The following is a 26,218-nucleotide window of genomic DNA, read 5'->3' on the forward strand; positions in this document are numbered from 1 at the left end:
AGCCGGGCGCTAACCGCACCGCACCATTTTTCGAGGTTGGAGACATACCGTGGGCGAAAAGAGCGGAGCAGACATCCTGGTCGAGGCGCTGTGCGATCTCGGCGTGGAGGTCGTGTTCGGCTACCCCGGTGGGGCGGTCTTGCCGATCTATGACGCGATGTTCCGCTCGGGGCGGATCAAGCACATTCTCGTCCGTCACGAACAGGCCGCGACGCATGCCGCCGAAGGCTATGCCCGCTCGACCGGCAAGCCGGGCGTCGTGCTCGTCACCTCCGGGCCGGGGGCAACGAATGCGGTCACCGGAATCACCGACGCACTGCTCGATTCGATCCCGATGGTCGTCATCACCGGTCAGGTGCCGACCGCGCTGATCGGCACCGACGCCTTCCAGGAGGCGGATACGGTCGGCATCACGCGGCACTGTTCGAAGCACAATTATCTGGTCAAGGACCCGGCGCTGCTCGGGGCGACGATCCACGAGGCGTTCCATATCGCCACCTCGGGCAGGCCCGGGCCGGTCGTGGTCGACATCCCCAAGGACGTCCAAGTCGCGACCGCGCGCTACAGCAAGCCCGGCCCGATCCAGCACAAGACCTATCGGCCGCAGCTCAAGGCGCCGCAGACGCAGATCGAGCAGGTCGTCGACATGCTCGCCGCCGCCGAGCGGCCGATCCTCTATACGGGCGGCGGGATCATCAATTCGGGTCCGGCCGCGTCGCAACTGTTGCGCGAACTGGCGCGGATCACCGGTGCGCCGGTGACGTCGACGCTGATGGGTCTCGGCTGCTTCCCCGCCTCGTCCGACCAGTTCCTCGGCATGCTCGGCATGCACGGGACCTATGAGGCCAATATGGCGATGAACCAGGCCGATCTGATCGTCGCGATCGGCAGCCGCTTCGACGACCGCGTCACCGGCCGGCTCGACGCGTTCAGCCCGAACAGCCGCAAGGTCCATATCGATATCGACCGGTCGAGCGTGAACAAGAACGTCCGCGTCGACCTCGCGATCATCGCCGATGCCGGCCATGCCCTCGAGGACATGGTGCGCATCTGGAAGTCGCGCCAGCATCCGCGCCCCGATACGCGCGCATGGTGGGACCGTATCAACGGCTGGCGGGCGAAGCAGAGCCTCAGTTTCCCGGAGACGGGCGAGGCGATCATGCCGCAGCGCGCGGTGCGCGCCCTGTGGGAGGCGACGCATCACCGCGATCCGATCATCACCACCGAGGTCGGCCAGCATCAGATGTGGGCGGCGCAGCATTTCGGCTTCGAAAAGCCCAACAAATGGCTGACCAGCGGCGGGCTCGGCACGATGGGCTATGGCCTGCCCGCCGCGATCGGCGCGCAGCTCGGCAATCCGCGCGCGCTCGTGATCGACATCGCCGGCGAAGCGTCGATCCAGATGAACATTCAGGAGCTCGCCACCGCCTCGCAATACCGGCTGCCGGTCAAGATCTTTATCCTCAACAACGAATATATGGGGATGGTGCGCCAGTGGCAGGAGCTCACCTATGAGAGCCGCTATGCCGAAAGCTATTCGGACTCGCTGCCGGACTTCGTCCGGCTGGGCGAGGCCTATGGCTGGAAGGGCATCCGCATCGACGCCCGCGCCGATCTCGACGACGGCATCCAGGCGATGCTTGACCATGACGGGCCGGTGATCGTCGACTGCCGCGTCGCCAAGCTCGCCAATTGCTTCCCGATGATCCCGTCGGGCGCCGCGCATACCGAGATGATCCTGCAGGCGAACGAAGTGTCGGGCACGATGGACGACGAGGCCAAGGCACTGGTTTGACCCGATTCTCCCCGGCACGGGGAGTAGGACCATGCGGAACATGGTGGAGGGGGAATGCGGCAGGCGGCGACGCGGGTGGAGGTCCCCCTCCACCACTCGCTGCGCGATCGGTCCCCCTCCCCGTTCCGGGGAGGAATGACATTGCATATCAAGACCGAAGCTGCCGAACGCCACACGCTGGCGGTGATCGTCGACAACGAGCCGGGCATCCTCGCCCGGATCGCCGGCCTGTTCACCGCGCGCGGCTACAATATCGAGAGCCTCACGGTGTCGGAGATCACCGCCGACAAGTCGGTCAGCCGCATCACCATCGTCACCAGCGCGTCGCCGGCGACGATGGAGCAGATCATCGCCCAGCTCGACCGATTGGTGCCCGTGCACAAGGTCACCGATCTGACGGCTCAGGGCGCGCACGTCGAGCGTGAGTTAGCCCTGATCAAGGTCGCGGGCAGCGGCGATCACCGGATCGAGGCGCTGCGCCTCGCCGACGTCTACCGCGCGCGGGTGGTGGATGCGACCACCACCAGCTTCGTCTTCGAGGTGACGGGCTCGATCGAGAAGATCGACAAGTTCGTCGAGCTGATGGCGGAGGTCGGGCTGATCGAGGTCGCCCGCACCGGCATCGTCGCCATCGCCCGCGGCCGCGACGCGGCGTAAGGCACCGCGATCGTCTTCGTCATCCCCGCGCCGGCGGGGAACCATCATCACTGACCGCAGCGGGTATGGATTCCCGCCTCCGCGAGAATGACAAAGGGACCGAATACCATGAAAGTCTATTATGATCGCGACGCCGATCTGAACCTGATCACCGACAAGAAGATCGCCATCGTCGGCTATGGCAGCCAGGGCCACGCGCATGCGCAGAACCTGCGCGACAGCGGCGTCAAGGATATCGCGATCGCACTCCGCGAGGGTTCGGCGACGGCGAAGAAGGCGATCGACGCCGGTTTCAAGGTGCTGTCGAACAAGGAAGCGGCACAATGGGCGGACATCGTCATGATCCTCGCCCCCGACGAGCACCAGGCGGCGATCTGGGACGCCGACCTGAAGGGCAACATGAAGCCCGGCGCAGCGCTGGCCTTCGCGCACGGCCTCAACGTGCATTTCGGCCTGATCGAGCCGCCCGCCGACATCGACGTCATCATGATCGCGCCCAAGGGCCCCGGCCATACGGTGCGCAGCGAATATGTCCGCGGCGGCGGCGTCCCCTGCCTGATCGCGATCCATCAGGATGCCAGCGGCAATGCGCATGACGTCGCGCTCGCCTATGCGAGCGGCGTCGGCGGCGGCCGCTCCGGGATCATCGAAACCAACTTCCGTGAGGAATGCGAGACCGACCTGTTCGGCGAGCAGGCGGTGCTGTGCGGCGGCATCACCCACCTGATCCAGGCCGGGTTCGAGACGCTGACCGAGGCCGGCTACGCGCCGGAGATGGCCTATTTCGAATGCCTGCACGAGACCAAGCTGATCGTCGATCTGCTGTATGAGGGCGGCATCGCCAACATGCGCTATTCGATCAGCAACACCGCCGAATATGGCGACATCACCACCGGCCCGCGGATCATCACCGACGAGACCAAGAAGGAGATGAAGCGCGTGCTCGCCGACATCCAGTCGGGTCGCTTCGTCAAGAACTTCGTCCTCGACAACCGCGCCGGCCAGCCCGAGCTGAAGGCGGCGCGCAAGCAGGCGGCGGCACATCCGATCGAAAAGGTCGGCAGCGACCTGCGCGCGATGATGCCGTGGATCGGTGCCAACAAGCTGGTCGACAAGGCAAAGAACTGACCTGACGCGAGGGGCCGCCTGTCCGGGCGGCCCTTTTCCGCCGCAGCCGACCCGGACTCGCTTCGCGAACGATCCGTTTCGGCTTTGCCTCTTCCGCTCCGATCGGCGTCATGGTTTAACCTCCGAAACAATTCGGAGCTTCCCATGCGTCTTCTTCTCGCCGCCCTGATCGCCACCGCCGCCGTGCCGGCCATTGCGCAAGCCCCTGCCGGACTGCCCGGTGCGCCGAACAAGGCTCTCGTCACCGCCGGCACCTATGCGGTCGATCCGGCGCATACGCAGGTGACGTGGACGCTCAACCACATGGGCTTCAGCATGCTGAGCGGCCAGTTCGGCGCGCAGGGCGGCACGCTGACGATCGATCCCGCCAAGCCGGCGGCGACCAAGCTCGACGTCACCTTCGCGATCGACCAGCTGTCGGTCACCGCCGAGCCCTTCTCCCATCACCTGAAATCGAAGGACTTCTTCGACGTCGCGACCTACCCCACCGCCCGTTTCGTCTCGACCGGCGTGGTCGCCAACGGCACCAGCGCCAGGATCACCGGCAATCTGACGATCAAGAACGTCACCAAGCCGGTGACGATCGACGCGACCTTCGTCGGCGCCGGCACCAATCCGATGAACAAGAAGCTCAACTTCGGCTTCCGCGGCACGGCGTCGATCAAGCGCAGCGATTTCGGCCTCGGCTATGCGACGCCGATCGTTGCCGACGACGTCAAGCTCGACATCAACGCCGCGTTCACGGCGCAATAAGCGACGGGCGCGTCGCCGCTCAGGCGGCGCGCCGGACCTTGGCGAAGCCGGCGAAGGTCGCCTGGACCATCGGATCGGCCTGCGCGGTCAGTTGCTCGATACGCGCCATCGCCGCCTCGCCGTCGTTCGCCTGCGGATAGGCCATCGCCCATTCGCCGAATTCGCGTTGCTCGATCTGACGGTTGGACAGGATGACCAGCGCATGATGGCGGTCGTCCGCCTGGATGCGCGCGAAGGTGGCGTCCACCGTCGCCGGATCTCCTTCCAGAGCTTGCAGAAAGCGTTTGCCGTCGAAGAACAGCAGGCCGGTGATACGCGCCCGCGCATTGTTGCGGCGCGATTCGGCGAGGATCGCGGCAGGATCGACTGTCGCCTGGCGCCGAATGCTGCTGATATAGACGAGTTGCTGCACCATAAGCCTTTCGAAACCACCGCGTTCCCACAGATCACGGAGCATGTCCGGCTAGCCTGAGCAGCCTTAACGACCCGTCAACGGCGTTTCCCGGTGCCATCACGGCTGGACAAGCGCATCCGCCTCCGCCAAGACTGCGTCCATCATGGACCGCACGACCCTTCTCCTGCGACTTATCCGCCCTTAGGGCGGCCGTTGCTCGTGCACGCTTCCCTAAGGGCCGGATAGAGCTTCAGCGCCCCATCAGCCGCGCCTCGTCCCGACGATGCGCCGCGCGACCAGACGGAACCGAGACATGCTGCGCGATCCCGCGACCAAATACCGCCCCTTCCCGACGATCGACCTGCCCGATCGGCAATGGCCCTCCCGCGTCATCACCCGCGCGCCGCGCTGGCTGTCCACCGACCTGCGCGACGGCAACCAGGCGCTGATCGATCCGATGGACGCGGAGAAGAAGACGCGGCTGTTCGACCTGCTCGTCAAGGTCGGCCTCAAGGAGATCGAGGTCGGGTTTCCGAGCGCCGGCGCGACCGAATTCGACTTCATCAGCGGGCTGGTCAAGACCGGCCATATCCCCGACGACGTCTTCGTCCAGGTGCTCACCCAGTCGCGCCGCGACCTGATCGAGACGAGCTTCGCCAGTCTCGACGGTGCGAAACAGGCGATCGTCCATCTCTACAACGCGGTGTCACCGGCGTGGCGCAAGATCGTGTTCGGCATGACGCGCGACGAGGTCAAGCGGATCGCCGTCGAGGGCGTCAAGGTGCTGCGCGACGAGGCGGCGAAACGCCCCGACACCGACTGGCGCTTCCAGTACAGCCCGGAAACCTTCTCGACCGCCGAACTCGATTTCTCGCTCGACGTCTGCGTCGCGGTGATGGACGTGTTGCAGCCCACCCCTGAGCGGCCGATCATCTTCAACCTGCCGGCGACGGTCGAATGCGCGACGCCCAATGTTTATGCCGACCAGATCGAATGGTTCGCGCGCAATATCCCCAATCGCGACGCGGTGGTGATCTCGCTGCATACGCATAACGATCGCGGCACCGGCGTCGCGGCGGCGGAACTGGGGCTGATGGCGGGCGCCGACCGCGTCGAAGGCTGTCTGCTCGGCAATGGCGAGCGCACCGGCAATTGCGATCTCGTCACCGTCGCGCTCAACATGTACACGCAGGGCGTCTCGCCCGAGCTCGACCTGTCCGACATCGACGGGATCGTCAACACGATCAATTATTGCACGAATATTCCGGTGCATCCGCGCACCCCCTATGCCGGCGATCTGGTCTTCACCGCCTTCTCGGGCAGCCATCAGGATGCCATCAAGAAGGGCTTCGCCGCACAGGCCGCGCGCAACGACGAACTCTGGGAGGTCCCCTATCTGCCGATCGACCCGGCCGATCTCGGCCGCAGCTACGAAGCGGTGATCCGGGTCAATTCGCAGTCGGGCAAGGGCGGCGTCGCTTGGGTGATCGAGCAGGACAAGGGATTGAAGCTGCCCAAGCGGCTTCAGGCCGACTTCAGCCGCCACGTCCAGGCGCTCGCCGACGAGACCAGCCGCGAGCTCGGCGCCGCCGATATCTGGGCGCGGTTCGAGGCGACCTATCTGCCGCGCGACGGCGACCGCTTCGTGCTGCGCGACTATGAGGAAAGCGGCGGTGCGGGCGAACGCCTGTTCGTCGGCCGCGTCGCCATCGACGGCGAGGAACGCTCGCTCAGTGGACGCGGCAACGGTTTGATCTCCGGCGTGATCGCTGCGCTCGGCGACACCGGGCCGCAGCTCGACGTGGTCGACTATAGCGAACATGCGATCGGCCATGGTGCCGACGCGCAGGCCGCCGCTTACGTCGAATGCCGCACCGCGGACGGCCGCACCGTCTTCGGCGTCGGGATCGACAGCGACATCGCCACCGCGAGCGTCCGCGCAGTGCTCAGCGCCGCCAACCGCGCCTGACGTGCTGGCACTGATCGCCCTCGCGCTCGCGACACCGCAGGTCTGTACCGAGCAGACCAGAATATGTCGCGCGTGCACGACGCGGCTCGGCAAGCCGGTGTGCTCGACGGTCGGCATTGCCTGCCAGCCGCGGGTGCGGCGTTGCTCCCCTCCCCCGCCTCAGCATGACGGTCGGTCGGTACGTCCAGATCACCGCCGGCCTTCATGACGGCACCGGCTGCTAGCGCGAGCGGACGATCTCGCAGCCGACCGCCGCATCGGGATAGACGTCGGGCTTGAGCGAGCGGACGCGCACCGATCGCACGCGCGGATCGGCGAGGCACAGGCTCGCCACCGCCTCGACCAAAGTCTCCTGCAGGGCGAAGCCGGGGCCGGCCGCCATCGCGCGGATGCCGTCGCGCAGGAAATCGTAATCGAGCACCGCGTCGATCGTATCGCTGTCCGGCACCGCGGGATAGGCCACCGTCATCCAGACCGACAGGCGCACGCGCTGCGGCTCGGCCTCATGGGGATGGATGCCGAGCCGCATCGCCACCTCGAGCCCCTCGAGGATCGTCGTATATTCAGCCATGCCGGCCTGCGAACATCACGTCGCCGTCGCGGCGGATGAACCGCTGCCCGCAGTCGACATAGAGCGTCTGCCCGGTCACGCTGCGCGCATCCAGCAGATAGACCACCGCCGCGGCGACCGCGTCCGCCCCCACCGGGTGCCGCAGCAGATTGTCGGAGGCGACCGCGGCGAACTCGGCCTCGTTCTGGTCGCCGCTCGGCAGGGTGATCCCCGGCGCCACCGCATTGACCCTCACCTTGGGGGCGAGCGCCTGGGCGAGCATCTCGGTCGCACCGGACAGCGCATATTTGCTCATCGTATAGCTGAAGAAATCCGGATTAGGGTTGGCGAGCTTCTGGTCGAGCAGATTGACCACCGCCGCATCCTCGACGTCCGGCTGCGCCGCGAGCGCCGCGGCGAGCCGCGCCGGTGCCACCGCGTTGATGCTGTGCAGCCGGGTGGCGAGCGCCGGATCGATCGCCTCAGGCTGGTCGAAGGCGAAGAGCGACGCGCTGTTGACCAAGGCGGTGATCGCGCCGCCTGCCGCCTCGCGCGCCTGCGCGATCAGCATATCGACCACGGCGGCATCGGCAAGGTCGCCCTGCACCATCGTGCCGCCCAGTTCGCCGGCGAGCGCCTGCCCCGCTTCGGTCGAGCCATGGCAATGCACTACCACCCGCCATCCGGCGGCGGCGCAGGCCCGCGCGATCGCCGCGCCGAGCCGCTTCGCACCGCCGGTGACAAGCACGGTGCGGCTCAACATCCCATCAGCGCCAGCACTTCCTTGCGGCTGCGGTCATCGTCCCGGAACACGCCCATCATCCGGCTCGTCACCATGCTCACCCCCGGCGTGCGGACGCCGCGGGCGGTCATGCAGGCGTGGCTCGCCTCGATCACCACGGCGACGCCCTGCGGCTTGAGATTGTCCCAGATGCAATCGGCAACCTCGGCGGTCAGCCGCTCCTGCACCTGCAACCGACGGGCGAAGCCGTGCAGTACGCGGGCGAGCTTGCTGATCCCGACGACGTGATCCTTGGGCAGATAGGCGATATGCGCCTTGCCGATGATCGGTGCCATATGGTGTTCGCAATGCGACTGGAACGGAATGTCCTTGAGCAGCACGATCTCGTCATAGCCGCCGACCTCCTCGAACACCCGCGACAGGTGGCGCGCGGGATCGTCGGCATAGCCGGCGCAATATTCCTTCCACGCCTTGGCGACGCGCCGCGGCGTATCGACCAGCCCCTCGCGCGTCGGATCGTCCCCGGCCCAGCGGATCAGCGTGCGGACCGCGGCCGCGACCTCCTCGGGGACGACCGCCGCCTCACCGGCGGGAAGATCGCCCTCGTCGGGGGCGTCGTGCTCATCGATCATCTGCGTTCCTTTGCCTCGCCGTCACCGCGCTCGCGCCATCCTTAAATACGATTCGACACCCCGTCCAATCGCGGTTTCTCCGCCGATGCAACCGTTTGACGCGGCTACGCGCTGTTGCCGTCACCAGCGATGGAGAGAGACGATGACCGAACTGAAGAAGGGCGACGAAGTGACCTGGAAGAGCCATGGCGGCACCGCGCATGGCAAGGTCGAGAAGAAGCAGACCAGCGATACCGAGATCAAGGGCCACACCGTCCGCGCATCGAAGGACGACCCCCAATATATTGTAGAGAGTGACAACGGCGGAAAGGCAGCGCACAAGGCGGCCGCGCTGAAAAAAGCGTAACGTTCACCGCGCCCGGGCTGGACCGGGCGCGAGCAGGAAGGAATGCGATGGCTACGACTACCAAGACCGGCGGCATCCACGCGCCCGTACAGCCCTCCCCGGAGCTGAGCGCGATCGTCGGCAACGAGAAGCTGCCGCGCAGTCAGGTGATCAGCAAGGTGTGGGACTATATCAAGTCGAACAACCTGCAGAACCCTGAGAACAAGCGCGAGATTCTCGCCGACGACAAGTTGCAGAAGGTCTTCGGCCGCGACAAGTGCACGATGTTCGAGATGAACAAGTACATCTCGCAGCACGTCAAGGCCTGAGCTTTACGGTTCGTCAAGCGGGGGCATCGCGCCACAGGGCCGGCGATGCTCCCGCACTGACGGGAACCGCGAACCGTCTAGCCTAACGCCGGTCGGTCGCGACGAACGGCAAGGCGATCGCCGAGGCGATGATCATCACCACACCGGCTAGGACGTAGAGCCAGAAGGCGAGCGGCTTGCCGCGCGAGCCGGCAACCGGCGCGGCTTGCGCCGGGTCGACCGCCACCGGCGTCGTCACAGAAATCGTCTGGCTCACCACGTTGATCCCGAAATATGATCCGTTCGATAACATAGCGTGGCTATGTTGCTGCTGTTTTACAAGGTCGGCAGCCTGCGCCGCCCGCTGCCGGGGGCACGATCATCAGGCACGGCGCTATGCCTTGCCCGGTGTAGTCAGGCAAGCCGGTCCGTTCCGGCCGGGTGGCAGGATGGTGACCCCGGCGCGATTCGAACGCGCGACCTACAGATTAGGAATCTGGCGCTCTATCCGGCTGAGCTACGGGGCCACTGCGCGCCTTGATACCGGGCGGCGCGGGGCGGGTCCAGCGGGTCAGTTGGTCTTTTCGGGTGGCACGACCGGGCACAGCAAGGGCGCGACCGGGACGCCGTCGTCGACGAGCGCCTTCGCCTCGGCGAGGCTGGCCTGACCGTGAATCGGCCGCACCGTCTCGGCGCCATCGTGCATCGCGCGGGCGCGGCTCGCGAAATCGGTGCCGACCCAGGACGACCCCGCAAGCGCCTTGGCCTGTTCCGCAGCGATCGACTGAAGCGCGGCCTTGATCGCCTCCGGAGCGACATCGCGGCGCCGGTTGCCCTCGGCGGCGATGCTCGGCGCCATCAGCGCCTTGCCGATCGTGGTATCGCCGCACATCGGACAGACGAGCTGCCCGGCCGCGCGCTGATCGTCATAGGCGCTGGTCGAGGCGAACCAGGCCTCGAAGACATGGTCGCCGCTGCACCGCAGATCGAAGACGATCATGACCGCGTCACGGGCGGGATCGTCCGCGCATGGTCGAGCACCGGGATGCGCGCGCGGACGTCGGCGACACGGGCCGGATCGATCTCGGCGAGGCCAAGCCCCCGCGCCTCGCCCATGTCGAGCAGCACGTCGCCCCACGGATCGATGACCAGCGAATGGCCATAAGTGGTGCGGCCATCCTCATGCGCGCCGGCCTGCGCCGCGGCGATGACGTAGCAGCCGGTCTCGATCGCCCGGGCGCGCATCAGGGCATGCCAATGCGCGGCTCCGGTCGGGCGGGTGAACGCCGCCGGGATCGCGATCATCTGCGCACCCGCCTGCGCCAGCGTCGCGTACAGCGCGGGAAAGCGCAGGTCGTAACAAATCGACAGGCCTAACGGCCCGATCGGCGTATCCACGACCACCGCATGATCGCCGGGCGCGTAGGCCGCCGATTCCCGCCACGACTCGCCGTTAGGCAGGTCGACATCGAACAGATGCAGCTTGTCGTAGCGTGCCCGGATCGCTCCGCTTCCGTCGATGACGAAGCTGCGGTTGGCCAGCTTGCCGTCGTCACGGCGTACCGCGAGCGAGCCGATATGCACCCAGATACCGGCGCCCGCCGCCGCCTGTCGCGCCGTCGCAAGCACCGGATCATCGGCCTCGCCGCGGATCGACGCGGCGGCGCGCGCCCGGTCGCGATCGATCAGCCCGGCCATTTCGGGCAGGAAGAGCATGCCGGCGCCATTCGCCGCCGCGGCAGCGATCCCGTGGCGGATATCCGCGGCATTGACGGCGGGGTCGATCCCGCTCGTCATCTGCAGCAGCGCGATCTTCATGCCGCGAGCAGCGGATCCAGTCCTCCGCGCGCGTTGAGCGCGGCGAGATCGTCCGAGCCGCCGATATGCTTGCCGTCGATGAAAATCTGCGGCACCGTAGTACGGCCATGCGCGCGCTGGATCATCTCCTGCCGCTGCGGCCCACCCATCGAGATATCGTGTTCCTGCGGCGCCACGCCCTTGCTCGCCAGCAGCGCCTTGGCGCGCGTGCAATAGGGGCAGAAGGCTTTGGTGTAGATTTCGACATGTGCCATGCCAAGGAGGTGTGGGCTGATGCGCGGCTTGTCAATCGCCGCCCGATCCCACCACCCGCGCCCAGCAGACGATCGTCACCGCGCTCGCCCCCGCCGCCAGCAGCACCTGCGTACAGGCCGCGGCGGTAGCGCCGCTGGTATAGACGTCGTCGACCAACGCGATGCTGCGGCCGGCGATCCGCGTCGGGTCGGGGACCGCGAACGCGCCCGCCACCGCCGCGCGGCGCTGGCTGCGGCCGAGCGACCGGAGCGGCACGGTGGCGCGGCGGCGGCGCAGCGCGAAGGGATCATGCGGAATGGCGGTGCGGCGGTGGATCGCCGCGGCGATCAGCGCCGCCTGATTATAGCCGCGCTGCCACAGCCGCCAGCGGTGCAGCGGCACCGGCACGAGCAGATCGACGCCCGGCGGGACGATCGCCGCCATCCGCGCCGCCATCGTCGCGGCGATGCCGATCCGCCCGCCATATTTGAGCTTGAGCGCCAGCCGCCGCGCGATCGCGCCATAAGCCACCGCGGCGCGGATGCCGGCGTGGCGCGGCGGATCGACGCGACACCGTTTGCAGACCTCCGCTCCCCGCTCCTCCGGCAGCGGCCGATTGCACGTCGCGCACCAGGGCGGGGTCAGCCAGCGCAGCTCGCCCCAGCAGCCTCCACAGAAGAGATGATCCGCCGCGACCGGCGTGCCGCAGCCGGGGCATCGCGGCGGCAGCAACGCCGCCACGACCGTCGCGATGCCGGCGCTGATCATCCGCCATGCCAGCGCCCTGCCCGCCCGTCGCCCCCCGATCGACCGCATGCCTGCTTGTCGCGCACGCCGCTAACGGGCACAAGCCTGCGGGTGACCGCCGACATCTTCGATCGCTCCGCCCGCCGCCTGCGCCGCGACCGCGCCGCCGCGCATTATCCCGATCATGCCTTCCTGCGCGACGTGATGGTCGAAGGGTTGCTCGAACGGCTCGACGCGGTGAAGCGCGACTTCCGCGACGTGCTCGACATCGGCGCCCCCGATTGCAGCCTGACGATCCCCGGCGCCCGCATCGCGCGGATCGATCCCGGCTTCCGCTTCGCGCAGGCTGCCGGCGGCATCCAGGGCGAAGAGGATCATCTGCCCTTCGCCGACGCCAGTTTCGATGCGGTGCTGAGCGCCGGAGTGCTCGACCAGGTCAATGATCTTCCCGGCGCGCTGACGCTGATCCGCCGGGTGCTGCGCCCCGACGGCCTGTTCCTCGGCGCCTTCCTCGGCGGCGGCAGCCTGCCGGCGCTGCGGGCAGCCTTGCGCATCGCCGAGGGCGAACGGCCGGCAGCGCGGCTGCATCCGCAGATCGACGTGCGATCGGCGGGCGATCTGCTGATGCGGGCCGGGCTGACCTTGCCCGTCGCCGATATCGAGACGTTCGATGTCCGCTATGCAAGCTTCGGGCGGCTGCTCGACGACCTGCGCGGCATGGCGGCGAGCAACATCCTCGCCGCACGCTCCGCCATGTCGCGCGAGACGCTCGCGCGCGCCGCCGCCGCCTTCGCCGCCGCGGCGGGCCCGGACGGACGGACAACCGAACGGTTCGCGATCGTCTTCGTCACCGGCTGGGCCCCCGATCCGTCGCAGCCCAAGCCGGCGCGACGCGGCAGCGGCACCTCGTCGCTCGCCGCAGCGCTGCGGGTCCCGACCAGCCCGCCCGACGCCTAGACGGCGCCCACCGCTCCCCGGGCGGCGAGCAGCCCGGCTTCGAGGCCGCGCAACTCGGCGAGCCCGCGCAGCCGCCCGATCAGCGAATAGCCCGGATTGGTCTGACGATAGAGGTCGTCGGCCATCTGATGGCCGTGGTCGGGCCGCATCGGCAGCGATCGTCCGCTCCGCTGCTGAAGATCGAGCACCGCCGCCATGATCGCCGGCATGTCGGCGTCGCCCCGCAGATGCTCCGCCTCGTGGAACGCGCCGTCCGGCTCGCGCTGCACCGAGCGCAGATGCAGGAAACCGATCCGCTCGCCCAACCGATCGACGATGCCGGGCAGATCATTGTCCGCGCGCACGCCGAGCGAACCGCTGCAGAAGCACAGGCCGTTGGCCGGTGACGGCACCGCCGCGAACAGTGCCGCGAGATCCGCTTCGGTGCTGACGACGCGCGGCAGCCCGAAGATCGGGAACGGCGGATCGTCGGGATGGACGACGAGATGGACCCCTTCCGCTTCGGCGACCGGGCAGACGGCGGCGAGGAAGGCGTGGTGATGCGCGCGCAGCCGGTCGGCGTCGATCGAGGCATAGCTGCCGATGTGGCGCAGGAAGTCGGCGGAGGTGAAGCTTTCCTCGCTGCCCGGCAGACCGGCGATGATCGTCCGTTCGAGGCGGGTCCGCCCGGCTTCGTCGAGGCTGTCGAAACGGCGCGCCGCCGCGTCGACCACGTCGGCGGCATAGTCCTGCGCCGCGCCGGGCCGGCGCAGGATGTGGATGTCATAGGCGGCGAGCGCGACCGGCTCGAAGCGCAGCGCACGGGCGCCGTCGGGCAATTCCCAGCCGAGGTCGGTCCGCGTCCAGTCCAGCAGCGGCATGAAGTTATAAGTGACGACGTGAATCCCCTGCGCGGCGAGCCGGCGCAGGCTGACGATATAGGCTTCGATCAGCTGGTCCCAGTCCGCCGACCGCGTCTTGATGCCCTCGGCCACCGGAAGGCTTTCGACCACTGTCCAGTCGAGCCCGGCATCTTCGATCATCGCCTTGCGCGTGGCGATCGCCGCCTCCGGCCAGGCCTCGCCATTGGGGATGTCATGCAGGGCGGTGACCACGCCGGTCGCGCCCGCCTGACGGATCGCGGCGAGCGGCACCGGATCGTTCGGGCCAAACCACCGCATGGTCTGGGTCATCGTCATCTGTGCCTCGCCCCATCTGTTATCGGACCGGGCGTAGCAGCGCAATGATTGGTCTGACAACCTTTTAAAGGTGGTAAGCCACGCGTCTCACGCCGCCGGCGCGACGCCGAAGCGCTGACGCGTCGTCGCCAGCGAGCGCCGGACCTCTTCGACCGCCAGTTCCTCGGTGCGGAACAGCAGGTGATCCATGACGGCCGACAGATGGGCCCGCATCGCCGCCCGCGCCGCATTGGCGTCGCGCGCGCGCAGGGCGTCGATGATCGTGATATGCTCCTCGACGACCGGCCGCACCTTGGCGTTCCGCGCCTTCGCATGGAGCAGGGCGCATTCCGGCGAGGTCGATCGCAGATGCCAGAGATCCTCGATCGTCCGCAACACGCCGGCATTGCGTGTCGCGCCGGCGATGGTGAGGTGGAAATCGCGGTCGGCCTCCTCGGTCACCTCGGGAAGCAGATTCTCCGTCTTCATCGCGGCGACGAGCGCATCGAGCCGGTCGATCTGCTCATCGGTGATGTGCAAAGCAGCGAGCGCCGCGGCCTCACCCTCGAACAGGAGACGCGCTTCGGTCAATTCGAAGGCGGTGATCGCGAAGCCCGGCTCCTCGCCCTGCCCCGGCAAGCGGCAGACATAGGCACCCGACCCGACCCGGACCTCGATGAACCCCTGTACCTCCAGCGCGATCAATGCCTCACGGACTGCGGGCCGGCTCGCGCCATAGGTGATCGCGAGCTCGCGCTCGGCAGGAAGGCGATCGCCGACCAGATAGGCACCCGATGCTATCTGATCGAAGAGCTTGCGGGCCAGCCGCTGATAGAGGCGGTCGCTGGCGGCGTCCGCTAAGGGTTCGTCCTTTGCCGGCCGGCGGATCATCGTCTTGGACATCGGACTTACCAATCAGTAGGGTAGAGGAATCCTTCTACACCGACAAATACGGCGATTGGAAGTGCGCTCAATTCAGAACCGCGCCATCGGCGTCGCGCGCCATGATCCGGCCCATCGCCTCGAACAGGGCGTCCATCGCCACCGGCTTAAACAATACGTCGTCGGCACCCGCAGCCAGGCAGCGTTCGCGCAGATCGAGCGCCGTATCGGCGGTGATGACGATGATCGGCACGCTCGCCTTGGCATCCTGTCGGGCGCGGATATGATGGATTGCGGTGATGCCATCCATGCCCGGCATCCGCAGATCGATCAGCAGCATATCAAACGACTGGGACTCGATCGCCGCGAGGCCGACCTCGGCATTCTCGGCCTCCATCATCGTCACGCCGGCGACATCGAGCATGTCCCGAACCACGCGGCGGTTCATACGGTCATCCTCGATGAACAGAACGTTCATCGCGGCGGCCGCAGGGTCGATGGATTTTGCAAGAACATGTCTTTGTGTCTACGCCTCAAGCCGCCCGTGACACAAGCGGCTCATTGGTCGGCGCATAGACGAAATCGACTAATGCCGCACCCGTTATCGGCTTGACGATGCTGCGGAAAGCGCCGTTCGTTTCGCAAACGATATGATTTGTTTCACTATGCGCGGGCCATAGCAGAACCATGTCCGAAGCATCGGCTACCCCGGCGATCCGCCCCAATGCCTCGCTCAGCGCATCGCCCTCTCCGAGCGCCGCCACGTCGATCAGCAGATGATCGAAACGCGTCGTCGTCAGGCCCGCCAGCGCTTCGTCCAGGGTCGCGACCGACGTGATGTCCGTGGCATGCGCAGCCATCAAGGTGCGCAGCATGCTTCGTGTGATCGGGTTGCGATCGAGGATCAGCAAACCCGCGGCGGTCGCAGCATCCTCGCTAATCGCGGGCGCGACGCCGAGGGTCAGCGGCAGGTCGACGATGAAGCGCGAGCCTTCGCCGATCGTGCTGGTGACGGTGACGTCGCCGCCCATCGCCCGTGCCAAATTGCGGCAGATCGAAAGCCCGAGCCCGGTGCCGCCGAAGCGCCGTGTCGTGCTGGTATCGGCCTGACGGAAGGATTCGAAGATCGTCTCGCAGGTATCGGCGCTGATCCCGATGCCGGTGTCGGCGACGGTGATGCACAGGCGCGCGTCGTCGCTCGCGGCGGCGCGCAGGGTGACGCTGCCGGTCGAGGTGAATTTGAGAGCGTTCGACATCAAATTGAACACGATCTGCCGCAGCCGCGCCGCATCGCCGACGATCATGCCGGGGCAGTCGTCGATCTCGCGATGGAAGGCGATCCCCTTGGCCGCCGCCTGATCCTGCCACATGCACGTCGACTCCGCGAGCATCGCGCGCAGGTCGAACGGCGCCTCCTCGACGGTGAGGTGGCCCGTCTCCATCTTGGCGACGTCGAGGATATCGTCGACCAGCGCGCGCATGGTCACGCCGGCGCTGTGAACGACGCCGAGCCGGTCGCGCGTGCTGCCGACGACCTTCGTATCGGCCAGCATCACCTGCGTCATGCCGAGGATGCCGTTGAGCGGCGTACGGATTTCGTGGCTCGTCGTGGCGAGGAACTCGGTCTTGGCGGCGAGCGCCTTGCCGAGCGCGGCATTGGTGACGGCGAGGTCGTCGTTGGCGGCGCGCACCTCGTTGCGACTCCGGCGCAGCGCGAGAATGCCGAAGCCGAGCAGCAGGATCGCGACCAGCGTCGACGCCACCACGCCGATGAAGACATTGCGCTGGGTCCGCGCGCGCGCCTGCTCGAAGGCGACGTTGCGGCGTGCCTCGTCACGTTGCAGGCTGGCGATCTTCAGCTCCTGATTGGCGAAATCGAACCGCGCCGCCATCAGCGCCGCACTGGTCGAGCGTGCGAGCGCCGTTGATTCGTCATCGAGCCGCTTGAGCGCCACGAGATGCTCGAGCGCGCGATCGGGCTGCCCGGCCGCACGATACACGGTATAAGCGGTGCGATGCGCCTCGCGATCGACCAATGTGGTACGGTCGAGCGGCTCGCCGTCGAACCGTTCGGTAATAAGCGCGACAGCGCGGGACAGATCGCCGCGCTGATAAGCGGCCTGCGCGGCGAGTCCGATCAACGTCTTGCGAAAGCCTGCCGCCTCGCCGCGCGTCGACAGCGTCAGCCCCTGATCGATCGCCCGCTGCGCGCCTGCGACGTCTTTGCCCATCAGCCGCGCCTCGGCGATATTGCCGAGGATGAGGACGCGCAGCAGCGGGCTGTTCATCCGCTCGGTGAGGGCAAGGCCGTTGCGGAACTGCTGGACGGCCTCCTTAAACCGTCCAAGCGATTTCAAGGCGATGCCTCGATTGTTGTACAGCGCCACCGCCAGCATGGGGTCGGCGCGATACAGTGAGAGGGCTTGGTCATAATAGCGCAGCGCGCTGAGATGATCGTTCGCCTCGCCATAGAGTGAGCCGATCGATTGAAGTGCCTTCGCCTGACTGCGCGTGTTGCCGAGCCGTTGGAAGATGCGGTGGGCATGTTGGTAGGCGCCAAGCGCATGGGAAACGTCGGCATGTACGGTGGCAATCCAGCCACTCGCGAGCAAGGCGTCGCCTTCGAGGTTTGACCCCGGGGCATATCGAGAAGCTACCGCGGCGGCGTGCTTGATCAACGGTTCTGCCGCAGCGACATCGTTCAGTCGCAGCAATGCCTCGCCCCGAAGCCAATCGGCGGTGGCCTCGCGAACGATGCGCTGACGTGAAGGTGGCTCCTGCTTCGCAAGCCGTGCCGCCGCTAAAGCTCGGTCGGCGGTAACGTTCGGGTCGCTGAGCATCGCTGCCTTGGCATCGGCAACGAGTGAGTCGAAAGCATCCGCCGATGCCGCGGTCGGCGTGAGGGCAAGCAGCCCAGCTGCGAGCCACGACCAGCGGACAGACAGGCGCATGGTCAGACGACGCGACGCGTCGCAGCGAACCCCCCGAAGCCGGCGAGCGGATCGGGCGCGGGCGCACGATGCCGCCCCTCGTCGAGATATTGGATCAGGGACTCGAGCACGACCGGTCGGCTGATCAGGAAGCCCTGCACCATGTCGCACCCCATCACCGTCAGCAGCGCAAGCGCCGCATGCGTCTCCACTCCCTCCGCGACCACTTCCATCTCGAGCGCATGAGCGAGATCGATCGTCGACCGCACGATCAACGGATCGCGGTTCGAGCTGGTCAGCTGCGTGACGAACAATTTGTCGATCTTGAGTTCGCGCGCCGGCAATTGCTTCAGATAGGCTAGGGACGACAGGCCGGCACCATAATCGTCGATCGCTATCGTAATGCCGAAATCAGCGAAGATCTGCAGATTGGCGATCGCGCTGGCGGGATCACGGATCACAGACGTTTCGGTGATCTCGAACCCGAGCTTGGCATCGCTGCCGCCGACCAGATCGCAAGCCGCCCGGACGAAGGCGCTGTCGGCGAGCAGCTGCCCGGCGATATTGATGAACAGGCGAAGGTCGTGACCGCGGGCGGCGAGATCGCGCTGATCCTCGATCGCGCGGCGGATCGTCCACAGCGTCATCCGGTCGATCAGCATACATTCTTCGGCGACCGAGATGAAGTCGTTCGGCATGACCAGCCCGCGCTCGGGGTGGTTCCAGCGCACCAAGGCCTCGGCGCTGCGGATTTCCTGATGCCGGACGTGGATCTTGGGCTGATAGTGGAGGACGAGCTCGCCGCGATCGATCGCGAGGTCGAGCTCGCGCGCGACGCGCAGCACATCGCGGGTCGCGCGGGGCGCCACCGCGTGCGTCACGGTGCGGGTCGCCATTCGCGCCTCGGCGAGCGCATTTTCCGCTTCCTCGACCAGCGCAACCTCGTCGAGTGCGGTCGCCGGTGCCGCGGCGGCACCGAACGTCAGGCGGACCTCGACATGCTGATCGTCGATCGTGACGGGACGTTCGAACGCGTGCTCGATCGCGCCGACGTAGCGATCGATGGCGCTGCGGTCCGCGTCGCGGAAACCGCTGGCGATCTGCGTGCGGCTGAGGATGGCGACGCTGGCACCCGGAATCACCCGCGCGACTCGGTCGGCGACGAGACCGGCAAGCAGTTCGGCGCGCGCGCAGCCGAGGCGACGGCGCAGCTCGGCAAAATTAGCGATCTCGGCGATGAGCTGAAACCGATAGGCGGGCTTGGCGGCGCGGCGTGCCTCTTTGATCGCCCGAGAGGCCAGCGTTTCCACGGTTTCCGAGCGGTGCGCGACGGTCATGCAGCCTGGGTACGGGCCAGGATTGAAGATAAGATTAATCGCGCATGAGCCATTCAACCCGTTGCGAGCCCGATTGTTTAATTCTTAACAATCCGTTAAGATCGACCCGCATCCTGGAGATGCCACGATAAGGGAGATTAGCATGTCGGTAGTTTTCGCACTCGTCCTCGCGACCATCTCGGTTTACATCAAGCCCTGGTAATCAGGTCCGCGGTTCGGTCCGTATCGGCACCTACAGCCTCACGCTGGTGCCGGTTCGGGCCGGATCGTATTACGGGGATCGCGTCCTCCCAGCCCGTCACAGGTGACCGGGCGAACGGACTGCTCCAGCGCCGTCATGATCCGCGCGGATGCCGATGGCATCGCCGTGCTGCCGATCCGGCGCTTCCATCGATTTCACCTCTGACCTGACCGGAACCGCGCCGCCCATCGGGGCAGCGCGGCCGTGTTCAATAGTCCTTGGAATATTTGAGGCGGGCGTCCGAGCCACCCGCCGACCCGGTCGAGGTCAGCAGGCTCAGCGCCTTGGTCAGCGCGATCTCGAGCTGGGTCGCGGTATAGCCGCGTGCGTCGGTGACGATCTCGACATAGATGTTGTCGGTCAGGTACTTGCCCGCGGCGAGGCTGGTGCCGCGCCCGCTCGCCTCGTCGGCGCCCAGCACGCGCAGGCGATCGAAACCGGTCGCCGAGCGCAGTTTGCCGAGCGGATTGAGCCCGCCGCCCGAGCCACGCAGCGAGTTGAGCGCGCTCGCCAGCTGGATCGCCTCGGTCGCCGACAGATTCTCGGGGTTGGTGCCGAACAGCAGGCGGCTGAGCACCTCGTCCTGCGGCAGCGCCGGCGTCGAGGTGAAGGCGATCTGCGGACGCTGGCCGGTGCCGGTGATCGCGATCACGGCGGTGATGCCATTGACCGTGGTCGACGCCTGGATGTTGATGTCCGGGTCGGTCAGCTGACCACCACGGAAGCGGATCGTGCCGCGCGTTACGTCGAACCGCTTGCCGGCGAACGAATAGGTGCCGCGCACCAGATCGAGGCCGCCGGTGATCTGCGGCGCGACCGAGGTTCCGCCGATCTTGAGGTTCATCTCCCATTCCGACTCGAGGCCCATGCCAGAGACGAACAGCTGGTTGTTGGCGCGTACCGTCAGGTCGAGACGGATCGTGCTGACCGGGGCCGGCTTGGGCCGATCGGTCGGGCGCGGCGTGACGATCTGGCTTTTGCGGCGGATGCCGGTGAGTTCCGGGACCTCCGCCGAACCCTGACGGATGATCTCGTAGCGCGCCTCGGGCACGATCAGATTGCCCTGCAGCAGCCCGCCGTCCCGACCATAAGTGAAATGCAGGTCGCCGGTGGTGGTGGCGGCAAGGGCATCGCTCTTGGCGAGCTGCGCGTTGGCGAGCCGGGCGCGCAGGTCGATCGGGAAGCCGCTGTCCGCGGCGAGGCCGACGCTGCCCTGCGCCTGCACCGTGCCGTCACCGGCACGCGCACTGAGGCTGGTGAGATCGAGTCGGTCGTTGGTGAAGCGCGCCGCAATCTTCATCTGCGACAGGCGCGTGCCGTACGTCTCATTGTCATAGGTCAGATTGTCGGCGCGGATCAGCCCGTTGAGCTGCGGGGCGGAAACCCGGCCCGAGAAATCGGCGGCTACCGCAATCGGTCCGCTGAGCTGCTGGTTGGGCAAGGCAGCGAGGCTGAACAGCACGCCGGACGGACCGTTGTAGCGGATACCGCCCGACAGCGGCGCCTGCATCAGCCGCGTCATCCACGATCCCGATCCCGGCGGCAGCGGCCGCAGCGTCGCGAGTAGGCGGCCGACCGGGGTCGCACCCCGTTTGATCAGCGCCCGCGCCTCGCCGCCATCCGGGACGAGCCGCCCGACGAACTGGACGTCGACGGGCTCCGACACCGCGGCGAGCCCGGTGCGCTGGAAATTGGCGATGGTGATCCGGGCATCGGCCTGGGGAATGGCATTGCCTTGCTGGCGATAGTCGAGGCTGCCGGTCACAGCGCCTGACAGGCCGAGGTTGGGCATGAACGCCGACAGCATCGACAGGTTGAGCCGGTCGAGTCGCGCCTGTGCCGCGGTGACGCCGCCGCCGAACGACGCGGCGACCCGCGTCGAGCCGGCGGTCGGCCCCTGACCGAAGTCGATCCGCGTCGCGGCGAGACGGTAGCTGCCCCCGGCCTTGGTGATATGCGCCGGATTGACGGTGCGGAACGGGATGTTGTTCGCCTGCCCCTGGGCGGCGATCAGATAGTCGTCCGGCGCCAGTCGCGCGTTGACCGCGACGCGCAGCGGCACGCCGCTCGATCCGGTCAGCAGCGCCTGCGCGGTGCCGCGACCGCCGACATAGTTCACCTTGGCCCGCATCGCCTCGATGACAAAGGCATTGTAGCGGGTGTCGCCGATCTGGACGTCGGCGACGACCTGCGGCGCCTTGGGCGTCATCACCACGCTGGCGTTGACGATGGCGCGGCCGATGGTGAAGTCCGCATAACCCGGGATCGTCGCGTTGGAGGCACGCGCGGCGACATCGGCGCGCTGATAGCCGCCCTGATCCGCGAGGCGGACGTTGCCGGTGATGCCGCGGCCGCCGAATTGCAGCGCGCCGGCGAACGGCCCGGCTGGCGTGGCGGCGATCCGTCCCCGTCCGGTGATGCCGGCGAAGACGAGGCGGTTGACGTCGACGGTCAGGCGCGGGCTCGGCCGGACCAGCACGTCGGCGGTAAACGGGCCGTAATTGGTGCCGCCGCTCGCCGTGACGGCATAGGCGCCACCGCGTCCGACGATACGCGCGTCGAGATTGACGAGACCGACGCCGACGCCGGGTTTCGCCGCGCGCAGCACGACGACGGGCGCATCGGCGCTGCCGGTGACCCGCGCGGTCACCGGCCCATATTGCGTTGAATAGGCATCCGCCGACACCGCGACCGCGCCGCTGTCAGGATCGAACCGTCCCTCGCCACGGGTGATGCGGAATTGCGGCGCGTTCATCCGCAGGTTGCGGAAGGTGACGATGCCCTCGGGGCTGTAGCCGATGTCGCTGCGCACCACCGCATTGCCGCCGAGGAAGTCGCGGACGCCGCTGTTGAACAATTGCTTGGTCTGCGCGACGACGCGTCCGGTGATGCCGAAGCCGCCGCGGGCGCCGGGGACGAGCTTGGCGTCGGTCGACAGGTCGATGATGCCGATGCTCTCGAGCCGGTAATTGTTGACCCGCCCCTTGAGCGCACCGGTGTAGCGGCCGGTCGCGGTATTGGCGACGACGATCGCGGTCGCATCGATGTTGTCCGAGCGGATGCGCAGATTGTCCGACAGGATGGTCGGCATCGCGATCGCGAAATCACCCTGGATGCGGACGTTGTTGGCGAGGCCGCCGACCGCGGCGTTGAGACCGGTGATGCGCCGCGCACGGGCCTTGACCGGCACGAGGATCCGGTCGCTGTTCACCCGCGCCAGCCCTTCGGCATAGACGTTCTCGACCATCGTCGTGCCGAAGCCGAGCGCCGCAGCGCTGATCTTATAGTCGACCGTCGGGGTCGCGAAGGCGCCGTCGAGCACGACGCGCGCCATCACGTCGCGACCGCGCACGTTGGGGGCGATCGCACCGGGGGTGAGCAGTCGCGCATCGACCGCGAAATTGCCGAACTTGCTCGCGGCAAGATCGAGCAGCCCGCCCGCGTCGACCGCAAGCGCGTCCGACTTGAGCTTGATCCGCGTATCCGCCTTGCGATCGTTGAGCGTCGTGTCGATCGCGAGATCGAGCCGCGGTGCGGTCAGGCGCTCGACCGGCCCTTCGAGATACAGGCCGGGCGTCGCGAAGCCGCGCAGCGCGATATGGCCGCTGCGGGCATCGATCGCGACATTGGCGAGCTGGCCACCGCCGAGCGTCGCGAGGGCGCGGCCCTGCCACGCCTGCCAGCTGCCGCGACCGTCGACCGAGGCGGTCAGCGGCGCCTTGAGCGAGGCCATCGACGCGACCACCCCGCCGACCGGCGCGTCGAGCTTCAGATTGACGTCGAGCTTGTTCTGCGCCGGCACCGCGTCGAGCCGCAGGCGGAGGCGATCGCCGCCGGCCACCCCTGACCCGCGCAGCGCTGCCGCGTCGGTGACGAGCTGCGCGCGGCGGTCGGCGATATGGACGGCGCCGTCGATGCGGACGATATGCGTCTGCCCGGTGACCGGCTTGGCGATCACCAGCCGGCCGACGTGCAGGCGGTTGACGTCGATATCGAGATCGGGGAGCAGCGGCGCGTTCGGATCGCTCGGCGTCTGCTTCAATTCGGGCTTGCGCGCCAGCGTCACCAGATCGGTCGACAGGCTGCGCACATCGACATGGTTGCTGGCGAAGGCGAACGGCCGCCAGTCGACGCTCAGCCGCGGACTGGTCAGGAACACGCCCTTGGGATCGGCGACGCGGACGTCGGACAGGATCATCTGGCCGTAGAGCGACCCGTCGATCCGCCCGACCTTGATGTTGAGGCCCGACGCCGTCGTATAGCCGCCGATCCGGTTGGCGACGAAACGGCGACCGGGATCGGTGTTGATGCCGAGGACGACGACGCCCACCAGCACGACGATCGCGAGGATCGCGTACAGCACCCATTTGAGGATACGCTGCCAGAGCGGGCGCCGCGTCACGACCGCGGCAGTTTCGACGTCATGTTCGGGCTGCGCCATCAGAATGCCTGCCCGATCGAGATGTAGAGAGCGACCTTGCCGTCACCCGGTCGCGGATTGAGCGGCGTCGCCACGTCGATCCGCATCGGCCCGAAATTGGTGTAGAACCGGCCGCCGATGCCGGCACCGAACCGCAGGTCGGACGCGCTCGGCAGGCTCGATTCATAGCTGTTGCCGGCGTCGAGGAACGGCACGATGCCGAAATTGCCGAACCGGTAGCGCGCCTCGAGCGCGAACTCGTTGAGGCTGCGCCCGCCGACCGGATTGCCCTGCGGATCGAGCGGCCCGAGCCGCTGATAGCCATAACCGCGCACCGAGCCACCGCCGCCGCCATAATAGCGGCGCGACGGCGCGAGATCGTCGCGCTCGATGCCCTGGATCGACCCCGCCTTGGCGCGCCCGGCGATCACCAGCTTGGCCGAGACGGGATAATAGAAGGTGCCCTCTACCATCGTCCGCACATAGGGGCTGATGCCGCCGTTGACCGACGTCTCCGGGCTGACATTGAGCCGCAGCCGATAGCCGCGGGTCGGATTGAGCAGGCTGTCCGACGTGTCCCACTCGACCTGGCCGGGAAGCGCGACGATGCCGTAGGTGCGGCGCACGGTATCGCCGCGGGCGAAGTCGTAGACGCTCTCGTTGGTGCCGACGAGCTCACCGCCGTAATAATAGGTGAAGCGCTTCTGCCAGATCGGCGTCGACACCCGGCTCCAGCGCGCCGACAGCGTGCCGGTGAAGGCATCGAAGGCGTCGTAGCTCTGGTGGACCGCACTGGCGATCGCGGTGAAGGTCTTGTCGCGCTGCCCGGCGTTGGAGCGGCGGAACGTCCCCGACAGCCCCTGCTCCTGCGTGCCGGCGACGACGGTGCCGATCAGCGCGCCTTCGGGCGGGAACAGGTTGCGATGCGTCCAGCTGCCTTCGGCCTTGAACCCCTGCCCGGTCGAATAGCCGGCACTGCCGGCGAGGCTGCGCGGCGGGCCTTCGGTCTGGCGGACGAGCAGGTCGACCGCCTCGGTGCCATCGGCATCGACGCGGCCGGTGCGCTGCGGTTCGACCGCGACGCTGCGGAACAGGCCGGTCGCGACCAGCGCGTCGCGCAGATCGTCGGTCTTGCGGCTGTCGTAGATGTCGCCGCTCTTGAAGCGCGGGAAGACGTTGAGATGTTCGACGCCGAACACCGGATCGCCGGTGGTGACGAGCTGGCCGAAGCGAGCGCGCGGCCCCGTATCGACCGGCAGCGTATAGGCGCCGGTCGCCTGTCCGGACACGTCGTCGAGCAGGATGTCGCGTTCGCCGACCTTGACGAAGGGATAGCCCTGCTGCGGCAGGACGAGACTGACATTCGCCTCCGCCCCCTGGATTCGCGCCGCCTCGATCGGGTCGCCGACGCGCAGCGGCAGATTGTGCGTGACGAGATCAGGCGGCACGACCGGCTGCGCATCGACCTTGATCGACGACAGATGATACAGGCGGCCGGGCGTGCCGGTAACGGTGGCGATCAGCTTGCCGGGCGTCTTGGCGTCGGCACCCGGCTGCGTCTCGATCACCGAGACGGCGGTCGCGTCATAATAGCCGAGCGACTTCATCAGCCGCACCGCCAGCGCCTCATCCTCGCGCGCCCGCGCCGCGACCTGGGTGGCGTTGGCGGCCTTGCCCTTGCCCTGCTTCAGCGCGGACAGGCTGTTGAACTGGCTGGCGAGATTGAGCGACTCCAGGCCCTTGAGCGCAGTCTCGTACCGGATCTCCGGCGCGTCCTTGTCCTTGACGTCGGCGGCGGTCTGGAGCGGCGTGGTGTCGAAGCTGCTGAGCGGCACCAGCGGCTGCGCCAGTTCGGGGCTTTCGGCTGCGGCGGGCGGCAGCGTGCCGTCGGGCTGAACGGGTGCCGTATTGACGGTCGCGGGGGCGTTCGGCTGGGCGCTGATCGGTACGAGCGGTGCGTTGATGTCGCCGCTGATCGGCGGCAGGCTGGCGTTGAATTCGCTGTCCGGGACGATCGGCGCGTCGCCCTGCTGCACGGCCGGGTCCGTTTTGGGGGCGTCGGGACCGCGCGCCGGGGCGCGGCCCTGCTGCTGGTCGAGCTGGGCGGCTGCGGGGGTGGTCGCAAGCAACGCCACCGCCAGCCAATAATGTCGTCCGGTCAAACCTCGCACGCGTTCCCGTCCCCTTTGAGAGAGCGTTCGCGTTCGAAATCACCCCCAAGCCCGTTCATAACGGCGCAAGC

24 protein-coding genes and 1 tRNA gene are annotated in these 26,218 nt (G+C 67.4%); 8 read left to right on the forward strand and 17 right to left on the reverse strand.

Annotation, left to right across the window (positions count from 1 at the left end; translation table 11 throughout):
* The first annotated feature begins 49 nt into the window (after positions 1-49).
* From PBN85_RS12015 to PBN85_RS12030, 4 genes are all read left to right on the forward strand, one after another.
* A complete protein-coding gene (locus PBN85_RS12015) occupies positions 50-1,795 on the forward strand; it encodes an acetolactate synthase 3 large subunit (RefSeq protein ID WP_271299145.1) in 1,746 nt (581 codons plus the stop codon).
* A 141-nt stretch (positions 1,796-1,936) separates the two neighbouring features.
* Positions 1,937-2,452 carry an acetolactate synthase small subunit gene (gene ilvN, locus PBN85_RS12020; RefSeq protein WP_271300888.1) on the forward strand — a complete coding sequence of 172 codons (516 nt, stop codon included), beginning with the start codon at positions 1,937-1,939 and terminating at the stop codon, positions 2,450-2,452.
* 108 nt (positions 2,453-2,560) lie between these two features.
* Positions 2,561-3,580, forward strand: coding sequence for a ketol-acid reductoisomerase (ilvC, locus tag PBN85_RS12025; RefSeq protein WP_037533080.1), 1,020 nt, complete (start codon positions 2,561-2,563; stop codon positions 3,578-3,580).
* A 144-nt stretch (positions 3,581-3,724) separates the two neighbouring features.
* Entirely contained in the window at positions 3,725-4,333 is a 609-nt protein-coding gene (locus PBN85_RS12030; RefSeq protein ID WP_271299146.1) for a YceI family protein, read from the forward strand.
* Between the two features lie 19 nt (positions 4,334-4,352).
* On the opposite strand, the gene PBN85_RS12035 is transcribed toward PBN85_RS12030, so the two are convergent.
* Positions 4,353-4,790, reverse strand: coding sequence for a BLUF domain-containing protein (locus PBN85_RS12035; RefSeq protein ID WP_271299147.1), 438 nt, complete (start codon positions 4,788-4,790; stop codon positions 4,353-4,355).
* A gap of 250 nt (positions 4,791-5,040) precedes the next feature.
* Here PBN85_RS12035 and leuA point away from each other — a divergent pair, with 250 nt between their 5' ends.
* Positions 5,041-6,696, forward strand: a complete 1,656-nt coding sequence (gene leuA, locus PBN85_RS12040; protein WP_037533071.1) for a 2-isopropylmalate synthase — start codon at positions 5,041-5,043, stop codon at positions 6,694-6,696.
* A 220-nt stretch (positions 6,697-6,916) separates the two neighbouring features.
* On the opposite strand, the gene PBN85_RS12045 is transcribed toward leuA, so the two are convergent.
* The 3 genes from PBN85_RS12045 to folE are packed head-to-tail and all read right to left on the reverse strand — an operon-like array spanning position 6,917 to position 8,620.
* Complete coding sequence (locus tag PBN85_RS12045; protein ID WP_271299148.1) at positions 6,917-7,267, reverse strand: dihydroneopterin aldolase; 351 nt, start codon at positions 7,265-7,267, stop codon at positions 6,917-6,919.
* Positions 7,260-8,009, reverse strand: coding sequence for an SDR family oxidoreductase (locus PBN85_RS12050; protein ID WP_271299149.1), 750 nt, complete (start codon positions 8,007-8,009; stop codon positions 7,260-7,262). The genes PBN85_RS12045 and PBN85_RS12050 overlap by 8 nt, the downstream gene beginning before the upstream one ends.
* The gene (gene folE / locus PBN85_RS12055) at positions 8,003-8,620 is read right to left on the reverse strand and encodes a GTP cyclohydrolase I FolE (protein ID WP_037533065.1); all 618 of its coding nucleotides are present in this window, start codon (positions 8,618-8,620) and stop codon (positions 8,003-8,005) included. The genes PBN85_RS12050 and folE overlap by 7 nt, the downstream gene beginning before the upstream one ends.
* 142 nt (positions 8,621-8,762) lie before the next feature.
* Between folE and PBN85_RS12060 the strand changes: the two genes are divergently transcribed.
* Positions 8,763-8,966 (forward strand): DUF2945 domain-containing protein, encoded by a 204-nt coding sequence (locus PBN85_RS12060; RefSeq protein WP_037533063.1) that lies wholly within the window; start codon positions 8,763-8,765, stop codon positions 8,964-8,966.
* Between the two features lie 47 nt (positions 8,967-9,013).
* Positions 9,014-9,274 carry an SWIB/MDM2 domain-containing protein gene (locus PBN85_RS12065; protein ID WP_037533059.1) on the forward strand — a complete coding sequence of 87 codons (261 nt, stop codon included), beginning with the start codon at positions 9,014-9,016 and terminating at the stop codon, positions 9,272-9,274.
* Between the two features lie 82 nt (positions 9,275-9,356).
* On the opposite strand, the gene PBN85_RS12070 is transcribed toward PBN85_RS12065, so the two are convergent.
* The 6 genes from PBN85_RS12070 to PBN85_RS12095 all read right to left on the reverse strand — a co-directional run bounded on the left by PBN85_RS12070 (position 9,357) and on the right by PBN85_RS12095 (position 12,121).
* On the reverse strand, positions 9,357-9,530 hold the full coding sequence (locus PBN85_RS12070; RefSeq protein ID WP_271299150.1) for a hypothetical protein: 174 nt from the start codon (positions 9,528-9,530) through the stop codon (positions 9,357-9,359).
* A gap of 173 nt (positions 9,531-9,703) precedes the next feature.
* Positions 9,704-9,780, reverse strand: a tRNA-Arg gene (locus PBN85_RS12075).
* A gap of 44 nt (positions 9,781-9,824) precedes the next feature.
* The gene (locus tag PBN85_RS12080; protein ID WP_271299151.1) at positions 9,825-10,253 is read right to left on the reverse strand and encodes a DUF1178 family protein; all 429 of its coding nucleotides are present in this window, start codon (positions 10,251-10,253) and stop codon (positions 9,825-9,827) included.
* Positions 10,250-11,071 (reverse strand): carbon-nitrogen hydrolase family protein, encoded by an 822-nt coding sequence (locus tag PBN85_RS12085; RefSeq protein ID WP_271299152.1) that lies wholly within the window; start codon positions 11,069-11,071, stop codon positions 10,250-10,252. Before PBN85_RS12085 ends, PBN85_RS12080 begins: the two co-directional genes overlap by 4 nt.
* On the reverse strand, positions 11,068-11,325 hold the full coding sequence (gene grxC, locus PBN85_RS12090) for a glutaredoxin 3 (protein WP_271299153.1): 258 nt from the start codon (positions 11,323-11,325) through the stop codon (positions 11,068-11,070). The genes PBN85_RS12085 and grxC overlap by 4 nt, the downstream gene beginning before the upstream one ends.
* A 31-nt stretch (positions 11,326-11,356) precedes the next feature.
* Complete coding sequence (locus tag PBN85_RS12095) at positions 11,357-12,121, reverse strand: ComF family protein (protein WP_271299154.1); 765 nt, start codon at positions 12,119-12,121, stop codon at positions 11,357-11,359.
* 42 nt (positions 12,122-12,163) lie between these two features.
* On the opposite strand from PBN85_RS12095, the gene PBN85_RS12100 reads away from it, so the two are divergent.
* The gene (locus PBN85_RS12100; RefSeq protein WP_200870367.1) at positions 12,164-13,009 is read left to right on the forward strand and encodes a class I SAM-dependent methyltransferase; all 846 of its coding nucleotides are present in this window, start codon (positions 12,164-12,166) and stop codon (positions 13,007-13,009) included.
* Here PBN85_RS12100 and uxuA read toward each other — a convergent pair.
* The 7 genes from uxuA to PBN85_RS12135 form a co-directional block, all read right to left on the reverse strand.
* The gene (gene uxuA, locus PBN85_RS12105) at positions 13,006-14,187 is read right to left on the reverse strand and encodes a mannonate dehydratase (RefSeq protein WP_271299155.1); all 1,182 of its coding nucleotides are present in this window, start codon (positions 14,185-14,187) and stop codon (positions 13,006-13,008) included. The two genes, PBN85_RS12100 and uxuA, sit on opposite strands and share 4 nt — an antisense overlap.
* 87 nt (positions 14,188-14,274) lie before the next feature.
* Positions 14,275-15,069: a FadR/GntR family transcriptional regulator gene (locus PBN85_RS12110; protein WP_373276496.1), complete on the reverse strand. Its 795-nt coding sequence runs from the start codon at positions 15,067-15,069 to the stop codon at positions 14,275-14,277.
* A gap of 67 nt (positions 15,070-15,136) precedes the next feature.
* The gene (locus PBN85_RS12115) at positions 15,137-15,526 is read right to left on the reverse strand and encodes a response regulator (protein WP_037533044.1); all 390 of its coding nucleotides are present in this window, start codon (positions 15,524-15,526) and stop codon (positions 15,137-15,139) included.
* A gap of 55 nt (positions 15,527-15,581) precedes the next feature.
* The gene (locus PBN85_RS12120; protein WP_271299156.1) at positions 15,582-17,660 is read right to left on the reverse strand and encodes an ATP-binding response regulator; all 2,079 of its coding nucleotides are present in this window, start codon (positions 17,658-17,660) and stop codon (positions 15,582-15,584) included.
* A gap of 341 nt (positions 17,661-18,001) precedes the next feature.
* Positions 18,002-19,372, reverse strand: coding sequence for an EAL domain-containing protein (locus tag PBN85_RS12125; protein WP_271299157.1), 1,371 nt, complete (start codon positions 19,370-19,372; stop codon positions 18,002-18,004).
* Between the two features lie 392 nt (positions 19,373-19,764).
* Positions 19,765-23,997, reverse strand: a complete 4,233-nt coding sequence (locus tag PBN85_RS12130; RefSeq protein ID WP_271299158.1) for a translocation/assembly module TamB domain-containing protein — start codon at positions 23,995-23,997, stop codon at positions 19,765-19,767.
* Positions 23,997-26,138, reverse strand: coding sequence for an autotransporter assembly complex protein TamA (locus PBN85_RS12135; RefSeq protein ID WP_271299159.1), 2,142 nt, complete (start codon positions 26,136-26,138; stop codon positions 23,997-23,999). Before PBN85_RS12135 ends, PBN85_RS12130 begins: the two co-directional genes overlap by 1 nt.
* Positions 26,139-26,218: the final 80 nt, after the last annotated feature.

This window comes from Sphingomonas sp. CV7422, assembly GCF_027945725.1.
Taxonomy (GTDB): domain Bacteria; phylum Pseudomonadota; class Alphaproteobacteria; order Sphingomonadales; family Sphingomonadaceae; genus Sphingomonas; species Sphingomonas kyungheensis.